At 66.8% G+C, this 14,365-nt stretch carries 11 protein-coding genes; 5 read left to right on the top strand and 6 right to left on the bottom strand.

Annotated elements, in window-relative coordinates; translation table 11 throughout:
- Positions 1–125: 125 nt before the first annotated feature.
- Entirely contained in the window at positions 126–803 is a 678-nt protein-coding gene (locus CJZ80_RS06660) for a histidine phosphatase family protein (protein ID WP_094511350.1), read from the top strand.
- Here the strand turns inward: CJZ80_RS06660 and CJZ80_RS06655 are convergent.
- From CJZ80_RS06655 to CJZ80_RS06645, 3 genes are all read right to left on the bottom strand, one after another.
- Positions 797–2,647, bottom strand: coding sequence for a diflavin flavoprotein (locus tag CJZ80_RS06655; protein WP_094511348.1), 1,851 nt, complete (start codon positions 2,645–2,647; stop codon positions 797–799). The genes CJZ80_RS06660 and CJZ80_RS06655 overlap by 7 nt on opposite strands.
- Positions 2,647–4,401, bottom strand: coding sequence for a diflavin flavoprotein (locus CJZ80_RS06650; RefSeq protein ID WP_094511346.1), 1,755 nt, complete (start codon positions 4,399–4,401; stop codon positions 2,647–2,649). The genes CJZ80_RS06655 and CJZ80_RS06650 overlap by 1 nt, the downstream gene beginning before the upstream one ends.
- A 135-nt stretch (positions 4,402–4,536) precedes the next feature.
- On the bottom strand, positions 4,537–5,424 hold the full coding sequence (locus CJZ80_RS06645; RefSeq protein WP_233132876.1) for a DUF6671 family protein: 888 nt from the start codon (positions 5,422–5,424) through the stop codon (positions 4,537–4,539).
- 1,271 nt (positions 5,425–6,695) lie between these two features.
- Here CJZ80_RS06645 and CJZ80_RS06640 point away from each other — a divergent pair.
- From CJZ80_RS06640 to CJZ80_RS06625, 4 genes are all read left to right on the top strand, one after another.
- Positions 6,696–8,027, top strand: coding sequence for a CmpA/NrtA family ABC transporter substrate-binding protein (locus tag CJZ80_RS06640; RefSeq protein WP_094511344.1), 1,332 nt, complete (start codon positions 6,696–6,698; stop codon positions 8,025–8,027).
- Between the two features lie 175 nt (positions 8,028–8,202).
- On the top strand, positions 8,203–9,036 hold the full coding sequence (gene ntrB / locus CJZ80_RS06635) for a nitrate ABC transporter permease (protein ID WP_094511342.1): 834 nt from the start codon (positions 8,203–8,205) through the stop codon (positions 9,034–9,036).
- Between the two features lie 67 nt (positions 9,037–9,103).
- The gene (locus CJZ80_RS06630) at positions 9,104–11,131 is read left to right on the top strand and encodes a nitrate ABC transporter ATP-binding protein (protein WP_094511340.1); all 2,028 of its coding nucleotides are present in this window, start codon (positions 9,104–9,106) and stop codon (positions 11,129–11,131) included.
- Positions 11,132–11,291: 160 nt separating this feature from the next.
- Complete coding sequence (locus tag CJZ80_RS06625) at positions 11,292–12,131, top strand: nitrate ABC transporter ATP-binding protein (protein WP_094511336.1); 840 nt, start codon at positions 11,292–11,294, stop codon at positions 12,129–12,131.
- 95 nt (positions 12,132–12,226) lie between these two features.
- On the opposite strand, the gene CJZ80_RS06620 is transcribed toward CJZ80_RS06625, so the two are convergent.
- From CJZ80_RS06620 to CJZ80_RS06610, 3 genes are all read right to left on the bottom strand, one after another.
- Entirely contained in the window at positions 12,227–12,709 is a 483-nt protein-coding gene (locus CJZ80_RS06620; protein WP_094511332.1) for an Hsp20/alpha crystallin family protein, read from the bottom strand.
- A gap of 229 nt (positions 12,710–12,938) precedes the next feature.
- Positions 12,939–13,490, bottom strand: coding sequence for an MEKHLA domain-containing protein (locus tag CJZ80_RS06615; protein WP_094511578.1), 552 nt, complete (start codon positions 13,488–13,490; stop codon positions 12,939–12,941).
- On the bottom strand, positions 13,468–14,337 hold the full coding sequence (locus CJZ80_RS06610; RefSeq protein ID WP_094511330.1) for an SWIM zinc finger family protein: 870 nt from the start codon (positions 14,335–14,337) through the stop codon (positions 13,468–13,470). Before CJZ80_RS06610 ends, CJZ80_RS06615 begins: the two co-directional genes overlap by 23 nt.
- Positions 14,338–14,365: the final 28 nt, after the last annotated feature.

Here is a 14,365-nt window from a genome sequence, read left to right as displayed (position 1 = left end):
GGCCGCTTCGGAGGCTGTGGTGGAACGGCCACCCTCGCGGGTCGAGCCTGCTGCACTGCCACCATGGGACCCTGCGCCCGCAGGCGTCTGTTCCGGCCGGACCCACAGCTCACAGCCCACCGCCCATGGCCTTCCCGGGTTCACACCGCCGCCGTGCCGCGGCCACCATCGGACCGCGGCTCCGCGCCACTGCGGCCGCCGCTGTTGCTGTGGCCGCCGTCGTCCTTGGTGCCGCGCCTGTGGGGGCGCTGCCCCGGCAGGTGATCCTGCTGCGCCACGGCGACAAGGTGGCCTCCGGCGATGGCAACTACAACCTCTCGGCCCGCGGCTTCCTGCGCTCGATCAACCTGGGCCGGCTCCTCCCCGCCTGCTTCGGGGCTCCGACCCACATCCGCACCTTCTTCCTCAACCCCGAATCCAGCAAGAACGCCCGCAGCTACCAGAGCGCCGTGCCGCTGGGGGTGGCCACCGGAATCAACATTTCGATTGCCCAGTCGTCACTGGAGGATTCCTTCATGGATGGGCAGGAGATCCTCAGCCAGCCGGCCTACAAGGGCGGCAACGTGGTGCTGTTCTGGGAGCACCGCCACATGCCGGAACTGGCCCGGGGGCTGGGCTGGGCGACGATGCCCGCCATCGGTGCGATGGAGTTCGACCAGATCTTCGTGCTGCGCTACTCCAAGCCGGGCGTTCCCCCTCGGGTGCAAAGCCTGAGCCAGCGCCGGCTGTTCGAGGCGCCCTGTTTCCGCGAGGCACGTTCGCCCCTGCCGAACGTGCCGCTGCCTCAGTCAGTGGCTCAGTAGCTGGCACCGCTGCGGCGCTGGTGAACAGCGGTGACGCCGGTGCCGTCCAGCAGGCCGCCATGGCTCACCTGGGCATACACCAGCCAGTGGTCGCCGCATTCCATCCGCTGGCTCACGCTGGCCTCCAGCCAGGCCAGTGCTTCGGGCAGCACCGGCTGGCCCGCCGGGCTCTGCTCCAGCTCCAGACCCGCCAGCCGGTCGGCGCCGGGGGGGTAGGGCTGCAGGAAGCGCTTCATCGGGCCGCTCTCGCGTCCCTCGGCCAGCACGTTGAGCACGAAGCGGTCGCCCACGTGCAGCAGGCTCTCCACGGCGCGATCCCGGGCCACCGCCACCGTGAAGCCGGGCGGGGTGAAGCTGGCCTGGCTCACCCAGCTGGCCACCATGCCGCCGCTCAGGGCGGCCGCCCCTTCTCCCTTCACGCAGGTGAGCACACAGAGCGAGCCCACCACGCGCCCGAGGGCCAGCACCGCCGGGTTGCTGCGGCTTTCGCTGAGGCCGCCGGCCACCACGCGGCGTTGACGCTTCTGCTGGTTGAGCAGCTGCCGCCCCAGGGCCGTGCCCGTTTCCTCCATGCGCTTGAGCGTGGGCGGATCGGGGCTGAACTTCACCCGGATCGGCTCGAAGGCGAAGCGGAAGCCGCCATCCCGCAGCTTGGTTTCCAGAAGATCGATGGCTTCTCCGCTCCAGCCGAAGCTGCCGAACACCCCCACAGGCCGGGCGCGGTCGCCTTCGGCCAGCAGGGTGCCGAGCGCCGAAACGATCGGCGTGGGGGCGTGGCCGCCCAGGGTGGGGGAGCCGATCAGCACCGCATCGCAGCTGCGGATCGCTTCGAGCAACTGGTCGGGGGGAGCGAACTCGCAGTTGATGCTCTCCACCCGCACGCCCGTGCGCGCCACGCCCTGGGCGATGGCATCGGCGAGGGCGGCGGTGTTGCCGTAGGCACTGGCGTAGAGCAGCGCCACCGACAGGCGGGTTTTCTCGAGGTTCTCGCCCCAGCGCCGGTAATCGGCCAGCAGGCTGCGCCAGCTCTCGGTGATCGCCGGGCCATGGCCGGGCGCGATCGTGCGGATCTCCAGCTCATCGAGCCGGTCGACCACCGTTTCCACCTGGCGGGCCATCGGCGCCATCAGGCAGTCGTAGAAGTGACGCCGGTCTTCCTCGGTGCTGTCGCGGTTGGCCTCGGCATAAGCCTCGCTGCAGAGGTGGGCGGCGAAGAACTTGCCGCTCATCAGCAGGCCGGTGCGCTCCTCGAAGGCGATCAGGGCGCCGGGCCAGCGGGGCGTGGGGGCGGGCAGCAGGGTGAGGCGGAAGCTGTTGGCCAGCTCGCGGCTGACCTCCTGCTTCACCACATCGATCGGCGGCAGGGCAGGCAGCGGCGGCTCCTCCGCCTCGCTGCCCGGAGCCGGGGGCCGGCGTTGCTGCCACAGCTCCTCCACCAGCCGGGCGCCCGTGTTGGAGGCCACCAGCATCAGGGCGGGCCAGGCGGCCGCCAGCTCGCGCAGCAGCGCCACCCGGTTGGGGTTGACGTGACCGACCACCACCTTGAGCGGCGCCTGCGCAGGCACCATGGCGGCCAGCTGGGCCAGGAACGGCGCCGTGAAGGAAGCGCCCGGGGGATGCACCAGCACCGGCGGGATCTCCCGCTGGGCATTGTTGACACCACCGGCGAACAGGAAGGCATTGGCGCTGGTGCCGCGCTCTAGGCCGTACTCCACCTCGAAACGCAGCCGCTTGGGGCTGAGGCAGCGCAGGCAGGTCAGGCCGTCTTCCAGCGGAATGGCGATGACGCTGCGGTCGATCACTTCCGCGGCCGGAATGGTGGGATCAAGAACGAGATCAGCCATCAGTAATGGTTCCCCACCTTGCGGTGATGCACGGCCGTGGCGGCTTCGGTGTCGGACACCGTGCCCTCCTCCACTGCGGCGTAGATGATCCAGTGGTCGGGGGTTTCCATGCGCTGCACCACCCGGCAGCCCAGGAAGGCGAGGGCATCGCTCAGCACCGGACCACCGGCGGCAGCGCCCTCAAGGGTGGGCACCCCGGCGAAGCGGTCGGCGCCGGGGGGGAAGCGCTTGAGGAAATGGCGCAGCAGGGACTGGTAGTTGTCTTCGCGCAGGATGTTGAGCACGAAGCGGTCGTCCACCTGCATCAGCGCCTCGATGGCGCGATCTTTGGCCACGGCGATCGAGAGGCCCGGTGGATCGAAGCTGGCCTGGCTCACCCAGCTGGCCACCATGGCGCTGCTGCGTTCCTCCTGGCGGGCGGTCACGATGTAAAGCCCACCGCTGAGCCGCCCCAGCGCCTTGTCCACATCGGCGTCGATCGCCTTCATGGCAGCGATCGTTTTCGCCTTGGTGAGCAGCTGGCCCAGGTCGGTGCCGGCCTCTTCGCACCGCTGGTAATCGTTGCCATCGGGGGCCTGGCGGATGCGCAGCGGCGCAAAGGCCTCCTTCTGGCCCAGGCCACGCAGCTGGCTGGCCACGCTGTCGATCGGTTGATCGTTGCCGCCGAAGGCGTCGTAGCAGGCCACCCACTGCTTGGGCTTGAGCGCCGCCAGCAGCGTGCCGATCGATTGCTGCAGGTCCCCATCGGGGTTGGCGGGCCAGGTGGGCACCACCACGGCACTGGCCTCCCCCACCAGGGCGGCCAATTCCTGAGGATCGGAGGCGCGCAGATCCACCAGCTGCACCTGGGCCTCCGCCTTGCCGATGCCGCGGGCGATCGCCTGGCTGAGCCGGTCACAGAAGCCGTACTGGCTCACATAACAGACCGCCGCATAGGTTTCGCCGGCGCTGCGCTGGCTGCTCCAGTCGCGGTAGTCGCCGATCCAGAGGCGCAGGTGCTCACGCAGCAGTGGCCCGTGGCCGGTGGCGATCATGGCGATCTCGGGCAGAGCGTCCATGCGCTTGAGCGCCTGCAGCACGCTGCGGGCGTTGGGGCCCATCAGGCAGTCGTAATAGAAGCGGAAGTCGGGAGCGATGGCGCCGGGATCGCTATCGAAGACGTCGTTGCCGCAGTAATGGAGGCCGAAGGCATCACAGGTGTAGAGGATGCGGGTGCCGTGATCGAACGAAAAGATCGTGTCGGGCCAGTGCAGGTTGGGGGCACTGAGGAATTCGAAGCGGTGCGCCACACCGCTCTCGGGGTTCGTGCCCAGATCGAGCTCCTCCCCGCTTTTCACCGCGCGGCTGCGGAAGGGGCGGTGCACCTGGTCGGCCAGGTAGGCGATCGCCACCTTGGAGGCCACGATCTCGATCTCCGGGTTGCGGTCGAGCAGGGCGCCGATCAGGCCGGAGTGGTCGGGTTCGGTGTGGGACACGATCAGGAAATCGATCGCGGCTGGATCGATCTGCTGCTCCAGCAGCGGCAGCCAGGTGTCCTCAAACTTGGCGTGGCTGGTGTCGATCAGGGCGGTGCGTTCCCCCCGCACCAGAAAGGCGTTGTAGGTGGTGCCGTTGCGAAGGCCGAACTCGATGTCGAAGCGGCTGCGGTCCCAGTCGAGCGAGCGGAGCGTGGTGGTGTCGGGCCCGATCGGCTCGCACTGCAACGAAAGGCGGGGCGGGGCGGGGGGCGCAGCGGCCGTGGCGACGGGTGTCATGCCTGGTGCCTCGGGAGAGAACGGGTCGGTGGCGCTCAACCTAAGAACAGCGGCGGGGAAGCAGGTCGTGTGTTCGATTGGAGCTCCTAATGCCCGCCACAGGCCAGGACGATCAACGCCGGGCGGGCCCCGCCCTCAGGGGTTGCAGTAAGGGCAGTGCTGCGGATCGGCCTGCAACAGCCCATCCCTGCGCGGATGCTCCTCGCTGGCCCCGCAGCGAACGCAGCCGAAACGCTCCGCCCGCAGCAGCGAGGTGGGACTGCCGCACCAGCCGCAGGGCAGTCCCGGCAGGGACTCCACCGGCCCCCAGCCGGGTGCCCCACAGGCGGGGCAGGGGGTGGCGATGCGCCGCGCCAGCCGGAAGGTGAGGGCGCGGATCGAGGCCATGCGCGTGGGGTTGCAGTGGGCCCGCATGTCCGTTTCCACCAGCGCCAGGCCATCAGCGGACGCGGTGCTGGCCTTGTCGATCGCCTGCGTCAGCTCCGCGGCGCCGCACACCCCCTTGCGCAGGAACGGCTCAGCGCTGGGCTGATGCGGACGCACGATCACGGCATGGCGCGGGAAGCCGATGCGGGTCAGCCAGGCCTCCAGCGGCGTGCCAGGGGCCGCGGTGCAATGGTCGAAGTTCGTGCGGCAGCCGCTCAGCCGCTCGGTGATCACCAGATCGTGGCGACGGTCCACCCAGGTCATCCACTCGGTGGCCAGGGGCAGAAAAGGCATCGCCGGATGGGGCCCGAAGCTGCCTTCGCTGGCCAGGCCGAGGTCGAGGCCGGTGGCCGCCATGCCCGCCTCCGCCTTGAGGCGACAGGTGGTGGCGGCATCCGCCGGGCGGGGCCGTTCGCCGCAGAAGGTGCCGAGGCTGTCGGTGTCAAAGCCCGCGGCGAGCACCAGCTCCACGCCGAGGGCCCGGCGCAGCGGCCGGGCGATCACCCGTTCCTTGCCATGGCAGGTGGCCAGGCTGACGCGTCGCCCGCACGCACTCCAGGCGGCAATGGCTGAAGTGGCGCCCGTGACCGCTCTCACGCTCCTGCAACCAACAGCACGGGCAAACTACGCCGCTGCCGCAAGCGCGGCCAGAGGCACGAGAAACGAAGGTGAACAGATCGAGGTGGGCACCGTCGGTGCGATTTGCATCAACGGGGCTGAATGCCTGCATGTTGAACCCTGTGGTGTGTGCGCCGCTGCCCGAAAATGAGCACAATCCTCGTCGTTCTCGATCTCAATCAGATCGCCTCACCATTCATCACGCTCACTGAGGCTCTGAGTCAATCACCCCGAAACCGCCAGCAAGCCCGGCCTTCGCAACCTCTCTGGCAGTCAGGCATTGCGCCACGCAGACGGCAGATCCCATCGGTTGGGGACAGGGTGGAGACCGTCTGGCGGCAAGCAGACAGCCATCACCCGGGCGGACTTGCGCCCATTGAGAGGCGATCTTGCACCGATGGATTCAATTTCCCCATGTCGTTCGCTGCCGCACTCCAGGGCGATCGAGCCACCCATGCAGACCCTTCAGCTCACTCTGGAGTGCTGAAGGATGACGCCGTCGATTCACTGCCAGAGAGCGAATGATGGGTACGCCAATGCCTACCCATGAGCGCAGGATGAAGGTGTCGGCACAATCGGATTGACTGAACCTGGCGGCCTTTTGCCACCCCTGACTGAGCCCAGAGTGGCAACCCACCGTAAGGATTTGTCTGACACGAACCCTGAGGGTGGAGGTGACACCCTCGCAGGAGGAAGTGGCTGACTCACTCCGCAGCCAGACCGCCCAGACCATCAGCCTGCTCGGGATCAGGCGGTTGAGGCCCGTCGACACCGGCCTTCAGCATCTGCCGCACCAGATCGGCGCGCGTGTGTATCACCAAAGCACTGAGCCACCAAAAGACGGCAGAGACGATCCTGCGGAAGGCAGATCTTGACCTGCTGCCGCCTCATCGCCATCAAGCACTGCGTTGACGGCGGCGGCGCCAGGGGAACGGCGCAAACCCGGTGAACACCCCTGGACAGACTTGCTGGAGCACCCACTGTTCTGGTGGGCGGACTTGGATCCATAGGCTGGGCTGATCGGTTCCATTCGCATTTCTGCGTTACCGAAATACCCAACCGCCTCTCCCAGCCATTAACTTCTCTCGACCGCCGCAACGGTGACCCATGATCCATCCCTAGGGCCGCCCATTCGGCCATCCATCCTTTGCCGCCTGGCCGTAATTCTTCGTGATCTTGGCTCCGATCAAGCCTTGAAATCCTGGACCTGAAATCCAGTCGTCGCCAAACTTCTCCCTACCCAAATCCCAATGACGAGACGACGCCGTTTTCTCGCCCTGATGGGCAGTGCCGTGCTGGGCAGTTCCCTGCTCGCCGGCTGCCTGGGCAACCCGCCCGAACCCGGTGGGGGCACCGCTGGTAAACCCGCAGCCGTCATCGCCGACGCCAACCTCGAGACCAACACGATCAGCCTCGGCTTCATCCCGATCCTGGAAGCCGCGCCGCTGGTGGTGGCCGTGGAGAAGGGCTTCTTCGCCAAGCATGGCCTGGACGTGAAGCTCACCAAGCAGGCCAGCTGGCCCTCCGCCCGCGACAACGTGGTGCTCGGCTCAGCTGGCGGGGGCATCGACGGCGGCCAGTGGCAGATGCCCATGCCCCAGATGATCAGCGAGGGCGCTCTCACCAACGGCCGCAAGGTGCCGATGTATGTCCTGGCGATGCTGATGAGCCAGGGGAACGGCATCGCCGCAGCCAACAGCGTCAAGGACGCCAACCTCACTTACGACGTCAAGGCGGCAGGAACATTCTTCCGGGATTTCGCCAAGAAGGAGGGCCGCAAGTTCCGCGCTTCCTACACCTTTCCGAAGGCCAACCAGGATCTCTGGATCCGCTACTGGCTGGCTGCCGGCGGCATCAATCCCGACACCGACGTGGAGCTGCTGACGGTGCCGGCCACCGAAACCCTGCAGGGGATGACCAACGGCAGCATGGAGGCCTTCTCCACCGGTGATCCCTGGCCCTCACGGATCGTCGCAGACAACAAAGGCTATCTAGCCGCCACCACCGCAGAGATCTGGAAGGCGCACCCGGAGGAATATCTTGCCGTTCGTGCCGACTGGGTGGACAAGCATCCCAAGGCCACCGTTGCCCTGCTCAAGGGACTGATTGAGGCCCAGCAGTGGATGGACAAGGCCGAGAACCGCAGCGAGGTGGCCAGGATCCTCAGCTCCCGCAAGTGGTACAACATCCCCGTGCCGATCCTAGAGGCGGCACTCAAGGGGCAGTACAAGCTCGGCGCCGACATGAAAACCCAGAACGATCCCGCCATGGGTCCGCTCTACTGGGCCAGCGATCGGGGCGTGATCTCCTACCCCTACAAGAGCCTGACACTCTGGTTCCTGCTGGAATCACTGCGTTGGAAATTCTATCCCGGCGCGGTGGATTCGATCGAGCAGGCTAAGGCCATCAACGACAAAGTGACACGCGAAGACCTGTGGCGCCAAGCCGCCACGGAGCTCGGACTGCCCGCCGCCGAGATCCCCACCGGCTCCAGCCGTGGCAAGGAAACCTTCTTCGACGGGATCACCTACGACCCGGAAAATCCTCAGGCCTATCTCGACAGCCTGAAGATCAAGAAGTAGGAATCACCGCCTGCTTGTTCATTCGGGGCAAAGGTCGGAGACGCTACGTTTTCGGCCGACACCCCCCTCATCGCAGGATCCTTTTCCTAGGGCCGGCCGACGCCCGTCGGATTCCCCGGCAAATTCCTCTTCAGGTTTTCCCGCCCTCACGCCGACTCCTTCCCCACAACACTCCATGGTTTCGATCAACACTGGCCGCAAGGGAGCCACCGCCAGCCCCTTCAGCAAGCTGCTACGCAACACGGGCAACTGGCTGCCCCCCTTTCTTGGCGTCGGCAGTTTTCTACTGGTGTGGCAGATCCTCTCGATGACCGGGCTGATCGCTTTACCGGCCCCCACCAGCCTGTTCACCGAGGAACGCACCCGCAACCTGATCTTTTATCCCTTCTATGACCGCGGCGGCCTCGACAAAGGCCTGTTCTGGCAGACCATGGCCAGCCTGGGCCGCGTGGCTCAGGGTTACACCCTGGCGGCCATCGTCGGCATCGGCGTGGGCATCACGATCGGCCTGAAGCCCGGCATCAACCGCGCCTTCGATCCCCTGTTCCAGTTCCTGCGCATGGTGGCGCCGCTGGCCTGGGTGCCGATCGCCCTGGTGCTGTTTCAGAAGAACCAACCGGCCGCCATCTTCGTGATCTTCATCACCGCGGTGTGGCCGATCCTGATCAACACAGCGGAAGGGGTGCGTCAGATCCCGCAGGACTACCGCAACGTCGCCCTGGTGCTGCAGATGTCGAGCCGGCGCTTCTTCACCAAGGTGCTGATTCCTTCGGCTCTCCCCTACATCTTCACCGGCCTGCGCATCTCGATCGGCCTGGCCTGGCTGGCGATCATCGCCGCCGAGATCGTGATGCCCGGCACCGTGGGCATCGGCTTCTTCATCTGGGATGCGTACCAGCAGAACTACGTGGGCGAGATTGTGCTCGGCGTGATCTGGATCGGTGCAATCGGCCTGGTGCTGGATCGGCTGATGGCCTGGCTGCAGACCCGCATCTCCGCCGGCCAGTGACCTGAGTCACACCTCGATTCCGCTTCTTCGCTCTCCAAAAGGCCCCCTCACACAACGGATCCCAACCATGACCACCCAAGCGGCGCCCTCCCTGGTGGATGTGCGCACCATCGACAAGAGCTTCGCCCTCAAGGGCGGCGGCACCTACCTGGCCCTGCAGGGCATCGACCTGGCGATCCGCAAGGGTGAATTCATCTCGCTGATCGGCCACTCCGGCTGTGGCAAATCCACCCTGTTGAACATGATCGCAGGCCTGGATCTTCCCAGCGAAGGTGTGGTGCTGCTTGAGGGGGAGGCGGTGAAGCGCCCCGGCCCCGACAAGATGGTGGTGTTCCAGAACTATTCGCTGCTCCCCTGGCTCACCGTGCGCCAGAACATCGCCCTGGCGGTGGATGAGGTGATGGGCGATCTGCCCAGGGCCGAACGCGACGCCGTGGTGCAGGAGCATATCGAGATGGTGGGGCTGGGCCCTGCGGTCGACAAGTTGCCCCAGCAACTCTCCGGCGGCATGCGCCAGCGGGTATCGATCGCCCGCGCCCTGGCGATCCGCCCCAAGCTGCTGCTGCTTGATGAACCCTTCGGCGCCCTCGATGCGCTCACCCGGGGCAATCTGCAGGAGAAGCTGATGCAGATCTGCAACGAGCACGAGCTCACGGCGGTGATGGTCACCCACGACGTGGACGAGGCGGTGCTCCTCTCCGACCGCATCGTGATGCTCACCAACGGGCCTGGCTCGAACATCGGCGGCATCCTCGAGGTGGACATCCCCCGACCACGGGCACGGCTGGAAGTGGTGCACCACCCCAGCTACTACAGCCTGCGCTCCGAGATCATCTACTTCCTCAATCGTCAGAAGCGGGTGAAGCAGTGGCGGGCCCGCCCCCACCAGGTGGTGGCCCGTCATGGCCTCGAGAAGGTGAACCTGGATCTGGGCTTTCTGCCCCTGGCGGCCAGCGCACCCCTGGCGGTGGCCGAGGCCCATGGCCTGTTCACCAAGCACGGCCTCGACGAGGTGAGCCTCATCCGCGAAACCAGCTGGCGCGGCATCGTCGATGGGCTGGTGGACGGCACCCTCGATGCCTCACTGATGCCTGCCGGCATGCCCACCTGGATGACAGCCGGCGGTCATGTCGGCGCCCAGGGCGGTGCTCCCCTACCGGTCGTGACCGCCCTCACGCTCAGCCGCAACGGCAACGGCATCACCCTGGCCAGCCGCCTGGCTGAGCAGGGGGTGCAGACCGTGGAGGACTACCACGCCTATCTCAAGAGCCACGAACGCGAACCCCACACCCTGGGGATCGTGCATGCCGCCTCGATGCACAACCTGCTGCTGCGTTACTGGCTGGCGGCCAACGGCATCGACCCCGACAAGGACGTGCACCTGCAGGCCCTGCCGCCGGCCCAGATGCTGGCCGACCTCAAGGACGGCAGCCTCGACGGCTACTGCGTGGGGGCTCCCTGGCTGGACCGGGCGATCCAGGGCGGCCATGGTTTCCAGGTGGCAGGGGATCTGGCGATCTGGCCCGGCCATCCCGGCAAGGTGCTGGGGGTGCGCGAAGACTGGGCCACGGCCTATCCGAACACCCACATCGCACTCGTCAAGGCGCTGCTGGAGGCCTGCCAGTACTGCGCCGATCCGGCCCACTGGGGCGAGCTCAGCGAGCTGCTGAGTGATCGCCGCTACCTGGGCATCAAGCCGGAGCTGATCCGCTTCAGCGAAGCCAGCGAGGGCGTCGATCGCTCAGGGCCCGAATGCCAGGAGGCCACGCCCCACCACCTGTTCTCCGGCGCAGGGGTGAACCGGCCGAGCCGCACCGAACACCTCTGGATGATGACCCAGATGGCCCGTTGGGGGGACATCCCGCTGCCGCGCAACTGGGTGGAGATCCTCGAGCGGGTGTGCCAGGTGGGCGTGTACAGCACCGCCGCCCGCGAACTGGGCCTCGAAGCGATCAGCTACCAGCGGCATGACATCGCGCTGTTCGACGGCCAGCCCTTCAACGCCGACGACCCGATCGGCTACCTCAACGCCCAGACGATCAAGCGCGATTTCAGCATCGCCGAAATCCCCCTGGCGCCACCGCGGCGCAGCTGAGGTCGGGCTCCAGCTCAGTTGTGGCGCCATTTCCAGAGCTGTGCAATTGGCTGCCACTGGTCGTTGGCTGCGGTTCCCATTCACTGCCGGTTCTCATTCAAAGCCAGTTCCCCTTGGCTCCCGTTGATCACTCGTCTCACCGTCCTTCGCGAGATTCCTCATGTCCACCCTGACCCAGCCGCCCCTACCAGGGGTTTCACTCCCACCGGCGGAAGCCTTCCTGCGCTTCGAGAACGTCAGCAAGGTCTACCCCACCGCCAAGGGGCCCTATCCGGTGCTCGATGGCGTCGACCTGAACATCAACCAGGGCGAGTTCATGTGCGTGATCGGCCACTCCGGTTGCGGCAAATCCACCCTGCTCAACATGGTGTCGGGCTTCGCCACTCCCACGGAGGGCCGCGTGGTGCTGCATGGCAACCCGATCACCAGACCCGGCCCGGATCGGATGGTGGTGTTTCAGGGCTATGCCCTGCTGCCCTGGATGACGGCCTACGACAATGTGTACCTGGCGGTGGAGTCGGTGAGGCCGGAACTCTCGGAGCGCGAGAAGCGCGAGATCACCCGCGAGCACCTGGCCATGGTGGGGCTCAGCGAGGCGGCCGAGAAGAAGATCACCCAGCTCTCGGGTGGCATGAAGCAGCGGGTGGCGATCGCCAGGGCGCTGTCGATCCGCCCGGAGGTGCTGATTCTCGATGAACCGTTCGGCGCCCTCGATGCCATCACCAAAGAGGAGTTGCAGGAGGAGCTGCTCACGATCTGGAACACCCAGAAGTGCACAGTGCTGATGATCACCCACGACATCGACGAAGCGCTGTTCCTCGCCGATCGCCTCGTGATGATGACCAACGGCCCGGCCGCCAAGATTGGCGAAATCATGGAGATCAACTTTCCAAGGCCCCGCAACCGCGAGGAAATCATGGAGGATCCCCTCTATTACGACCTGCGCAATCAGGCGCTCGATTTCCTCTACAGCCGCTTCGCCCACGACGACACGGAGTGAACAGCTCGGGGCCCGATTGGTTGCGGCGCCGCCATGAAAAAGCCCCGGCCAAGGCCGGGGCGCAGGGACACAATGCGGCATCAGCAGGGGCGGGATCAGCCTTCCACCTTGACGTTCACCGTGGTGACCGTCTGGGCCTTCGGCGCGGTGATCGTGAGCAGACCATCGCGGTAGTGGGCTTCGAGGCCTTCCCGTTGCAGGCCGCCGGGGAAGGTGAAGCTGCGGCTCCAGGTGCCGTAGCGGAACTCGCTGTGCAGCGGAGCCAGGCGGGCGGACGCCTTGGCGGCTGGGGGCGTGGCTGCTGCAGGTGCGGCGGCCGTGTCCGAGGCAGGGCTGTTGGCATCGGCCTGAGCCCGTGCGGGGGGGTGGCGATCGCTGCGGCGTTCGGCGCTGACCAGCAGGGTGCGGTCGGTGGCTTTGACATCGATCGAGCCTTTGTCGACACCGGGCAGCTCAAGAACGATGGTGTAAGCCTGATCGTTCTCGTGCACTTCGGCGGCAGGCACGCGCTCAGCCTGAAGCACTTGCTGCTCCAGCCGCTCGAACAGATCAAAGGGGGATTGGCGCAGGGTCAGCATGGGAATGTCCTCCACAGGTTGGCTGAGGTGATGGCATTCAGGTTCTGCGATTCGCAGGCACCTGTGATGGTGAAGAACGGGGAATCGCTTCGCCCGTGCAGCTACTTTCGCCAACTCGAATGAAATGGTGAGACGAAAGAACCGGCCCTTTTGGTACGGCGCTCCTCCCCTGATTCGGTGGGCCCCACCGCGCGGTGGTGAGAACCGATCAAGGCACCAACAGGGCTGCTCAGAGCCACCACCAGTGGCTGAAGGCCGCCGCCTGGCCGTGGTCGCGGCCATCGGCATCCCGCAGGGTCCAGAGGCGGGCGCCATCGATCACGAAGCGGCGGCCGCGGCTGTCGATGCGCACGCCGCGGTAGCCGCTGATCGCCTGGCGGTGCCGCGCCAGCGCCAGCAACCGCTCCCGCCCCTCACGCTCGGAGGGTTCGGCAGTGAGCCGCGACGGCAGACCCACCATCGCCGCCCAGGGCCGGCGCCACAGCCGCAACGCGGCGGCATTGGCATAGATCAGGCGGGGATCGGCCGGCGCCGTGGTGCCACCGGCCAGGCCATCGTCGTGGGCGAGCACCACCAGGGGGGCAGCGAACAGCTCCTGCGCCTGATGGCGTGCATCACCGGCCGCCGCCAGCTGGGTGGGGCCGGCCACCAGCGCCAGCAGCGGACGACCGAAGGCCAGCTGATGGGAAGCGAGCAGCAGGGCGGCCCGGGCCTGGCACGCCGGCGTCAGCCAGGGGGCCTCTGCGGGCCGTTCGGCCTCAGGCACCGTTGCTGGCGCCATCGCCGGCCCCGGCACTCATGGCGCGGGCCATGGCCTGCTGGCCGATGGCGATGCCCTGGCTGCGCAGCCGCTCGGTGAACAGGCGGTTGGAGTCGGGGAAGCGGGGCTCGGCGGCCAGCGGCAGTTCACCAGCCTCATCGAGGCCCATGTCCCCCTCCATCGCCGGGGTGATCACCACCAGATCGGGGTCGAGGGCGGCGGTGTAGCTCCACCAGCGGGTGGGATCGATCACGGCCGGATGGACCGGGTGGGGTGCGGCGGCAGGCGCCGCTTCAGTGGCAGACGCCGCCAGCTGCCGGCGGCGTTGGGTGGCCAGATCAGCAAGCAGCTGGCTGCGGCTGCGGCCGCGCATCTGGAACAGCACGAAGGGGTCTTCGCTGAAGCGATCCCCCATCAGGTAATAGACAGCGCTGACGTGTTTGCAGGGGGCAGCCTTGTCGGGGCAGCTGCAATCGCAGCGCACCTCCTGCAGCTTGAAGGGGAACAGCCGTTTGCCGCTGGCGGCGAAGGCCCGCTCGATGTCCTGCGGCATCACCCCAGCCAGCAGCTGCGCCGACCAGCGCGCCTTCTGACCGAGCGCCTCCAGCACATAGCCCCAGTCTTCATCGGAGAGGGTGTCGAGCCAGAGCTTCACCTTGTACGGCTCGGCTTCGGTGCCCTGCACCAGGGCTTTCACCCGCTTCCCTTCAAACAGGATCGACAGCACGTTGCCGGAGCGGGCGTAGGCCCAGGCACGCTCCAGCCGTTTCTTGTAGCGGTAGGAGTTGATCAGTTCCATCCACTGCTCCACCCACCAGGGCTGCTGGCCGAAGTGGGTGCTGACGATGGTGGGCGAGGTGCTCGTCATGGCGGCAGGAGGGGAGGGGGCGGCCGGC

The organism is Synechococcus sp. MW101C3 (genome assembly GCF_002252635.1).
In the GTDB taxonomy this organism is placed as follows: Bacteria; Cyanobacteriota; Cyanobacteriia; order PCC-6307; family Cyanobiaceae; genus MW101C3.
Note: the sequence above shows the minus strand (reverse complement) of the source record. Positions and strands in the feature narration are given on the sequence as shown.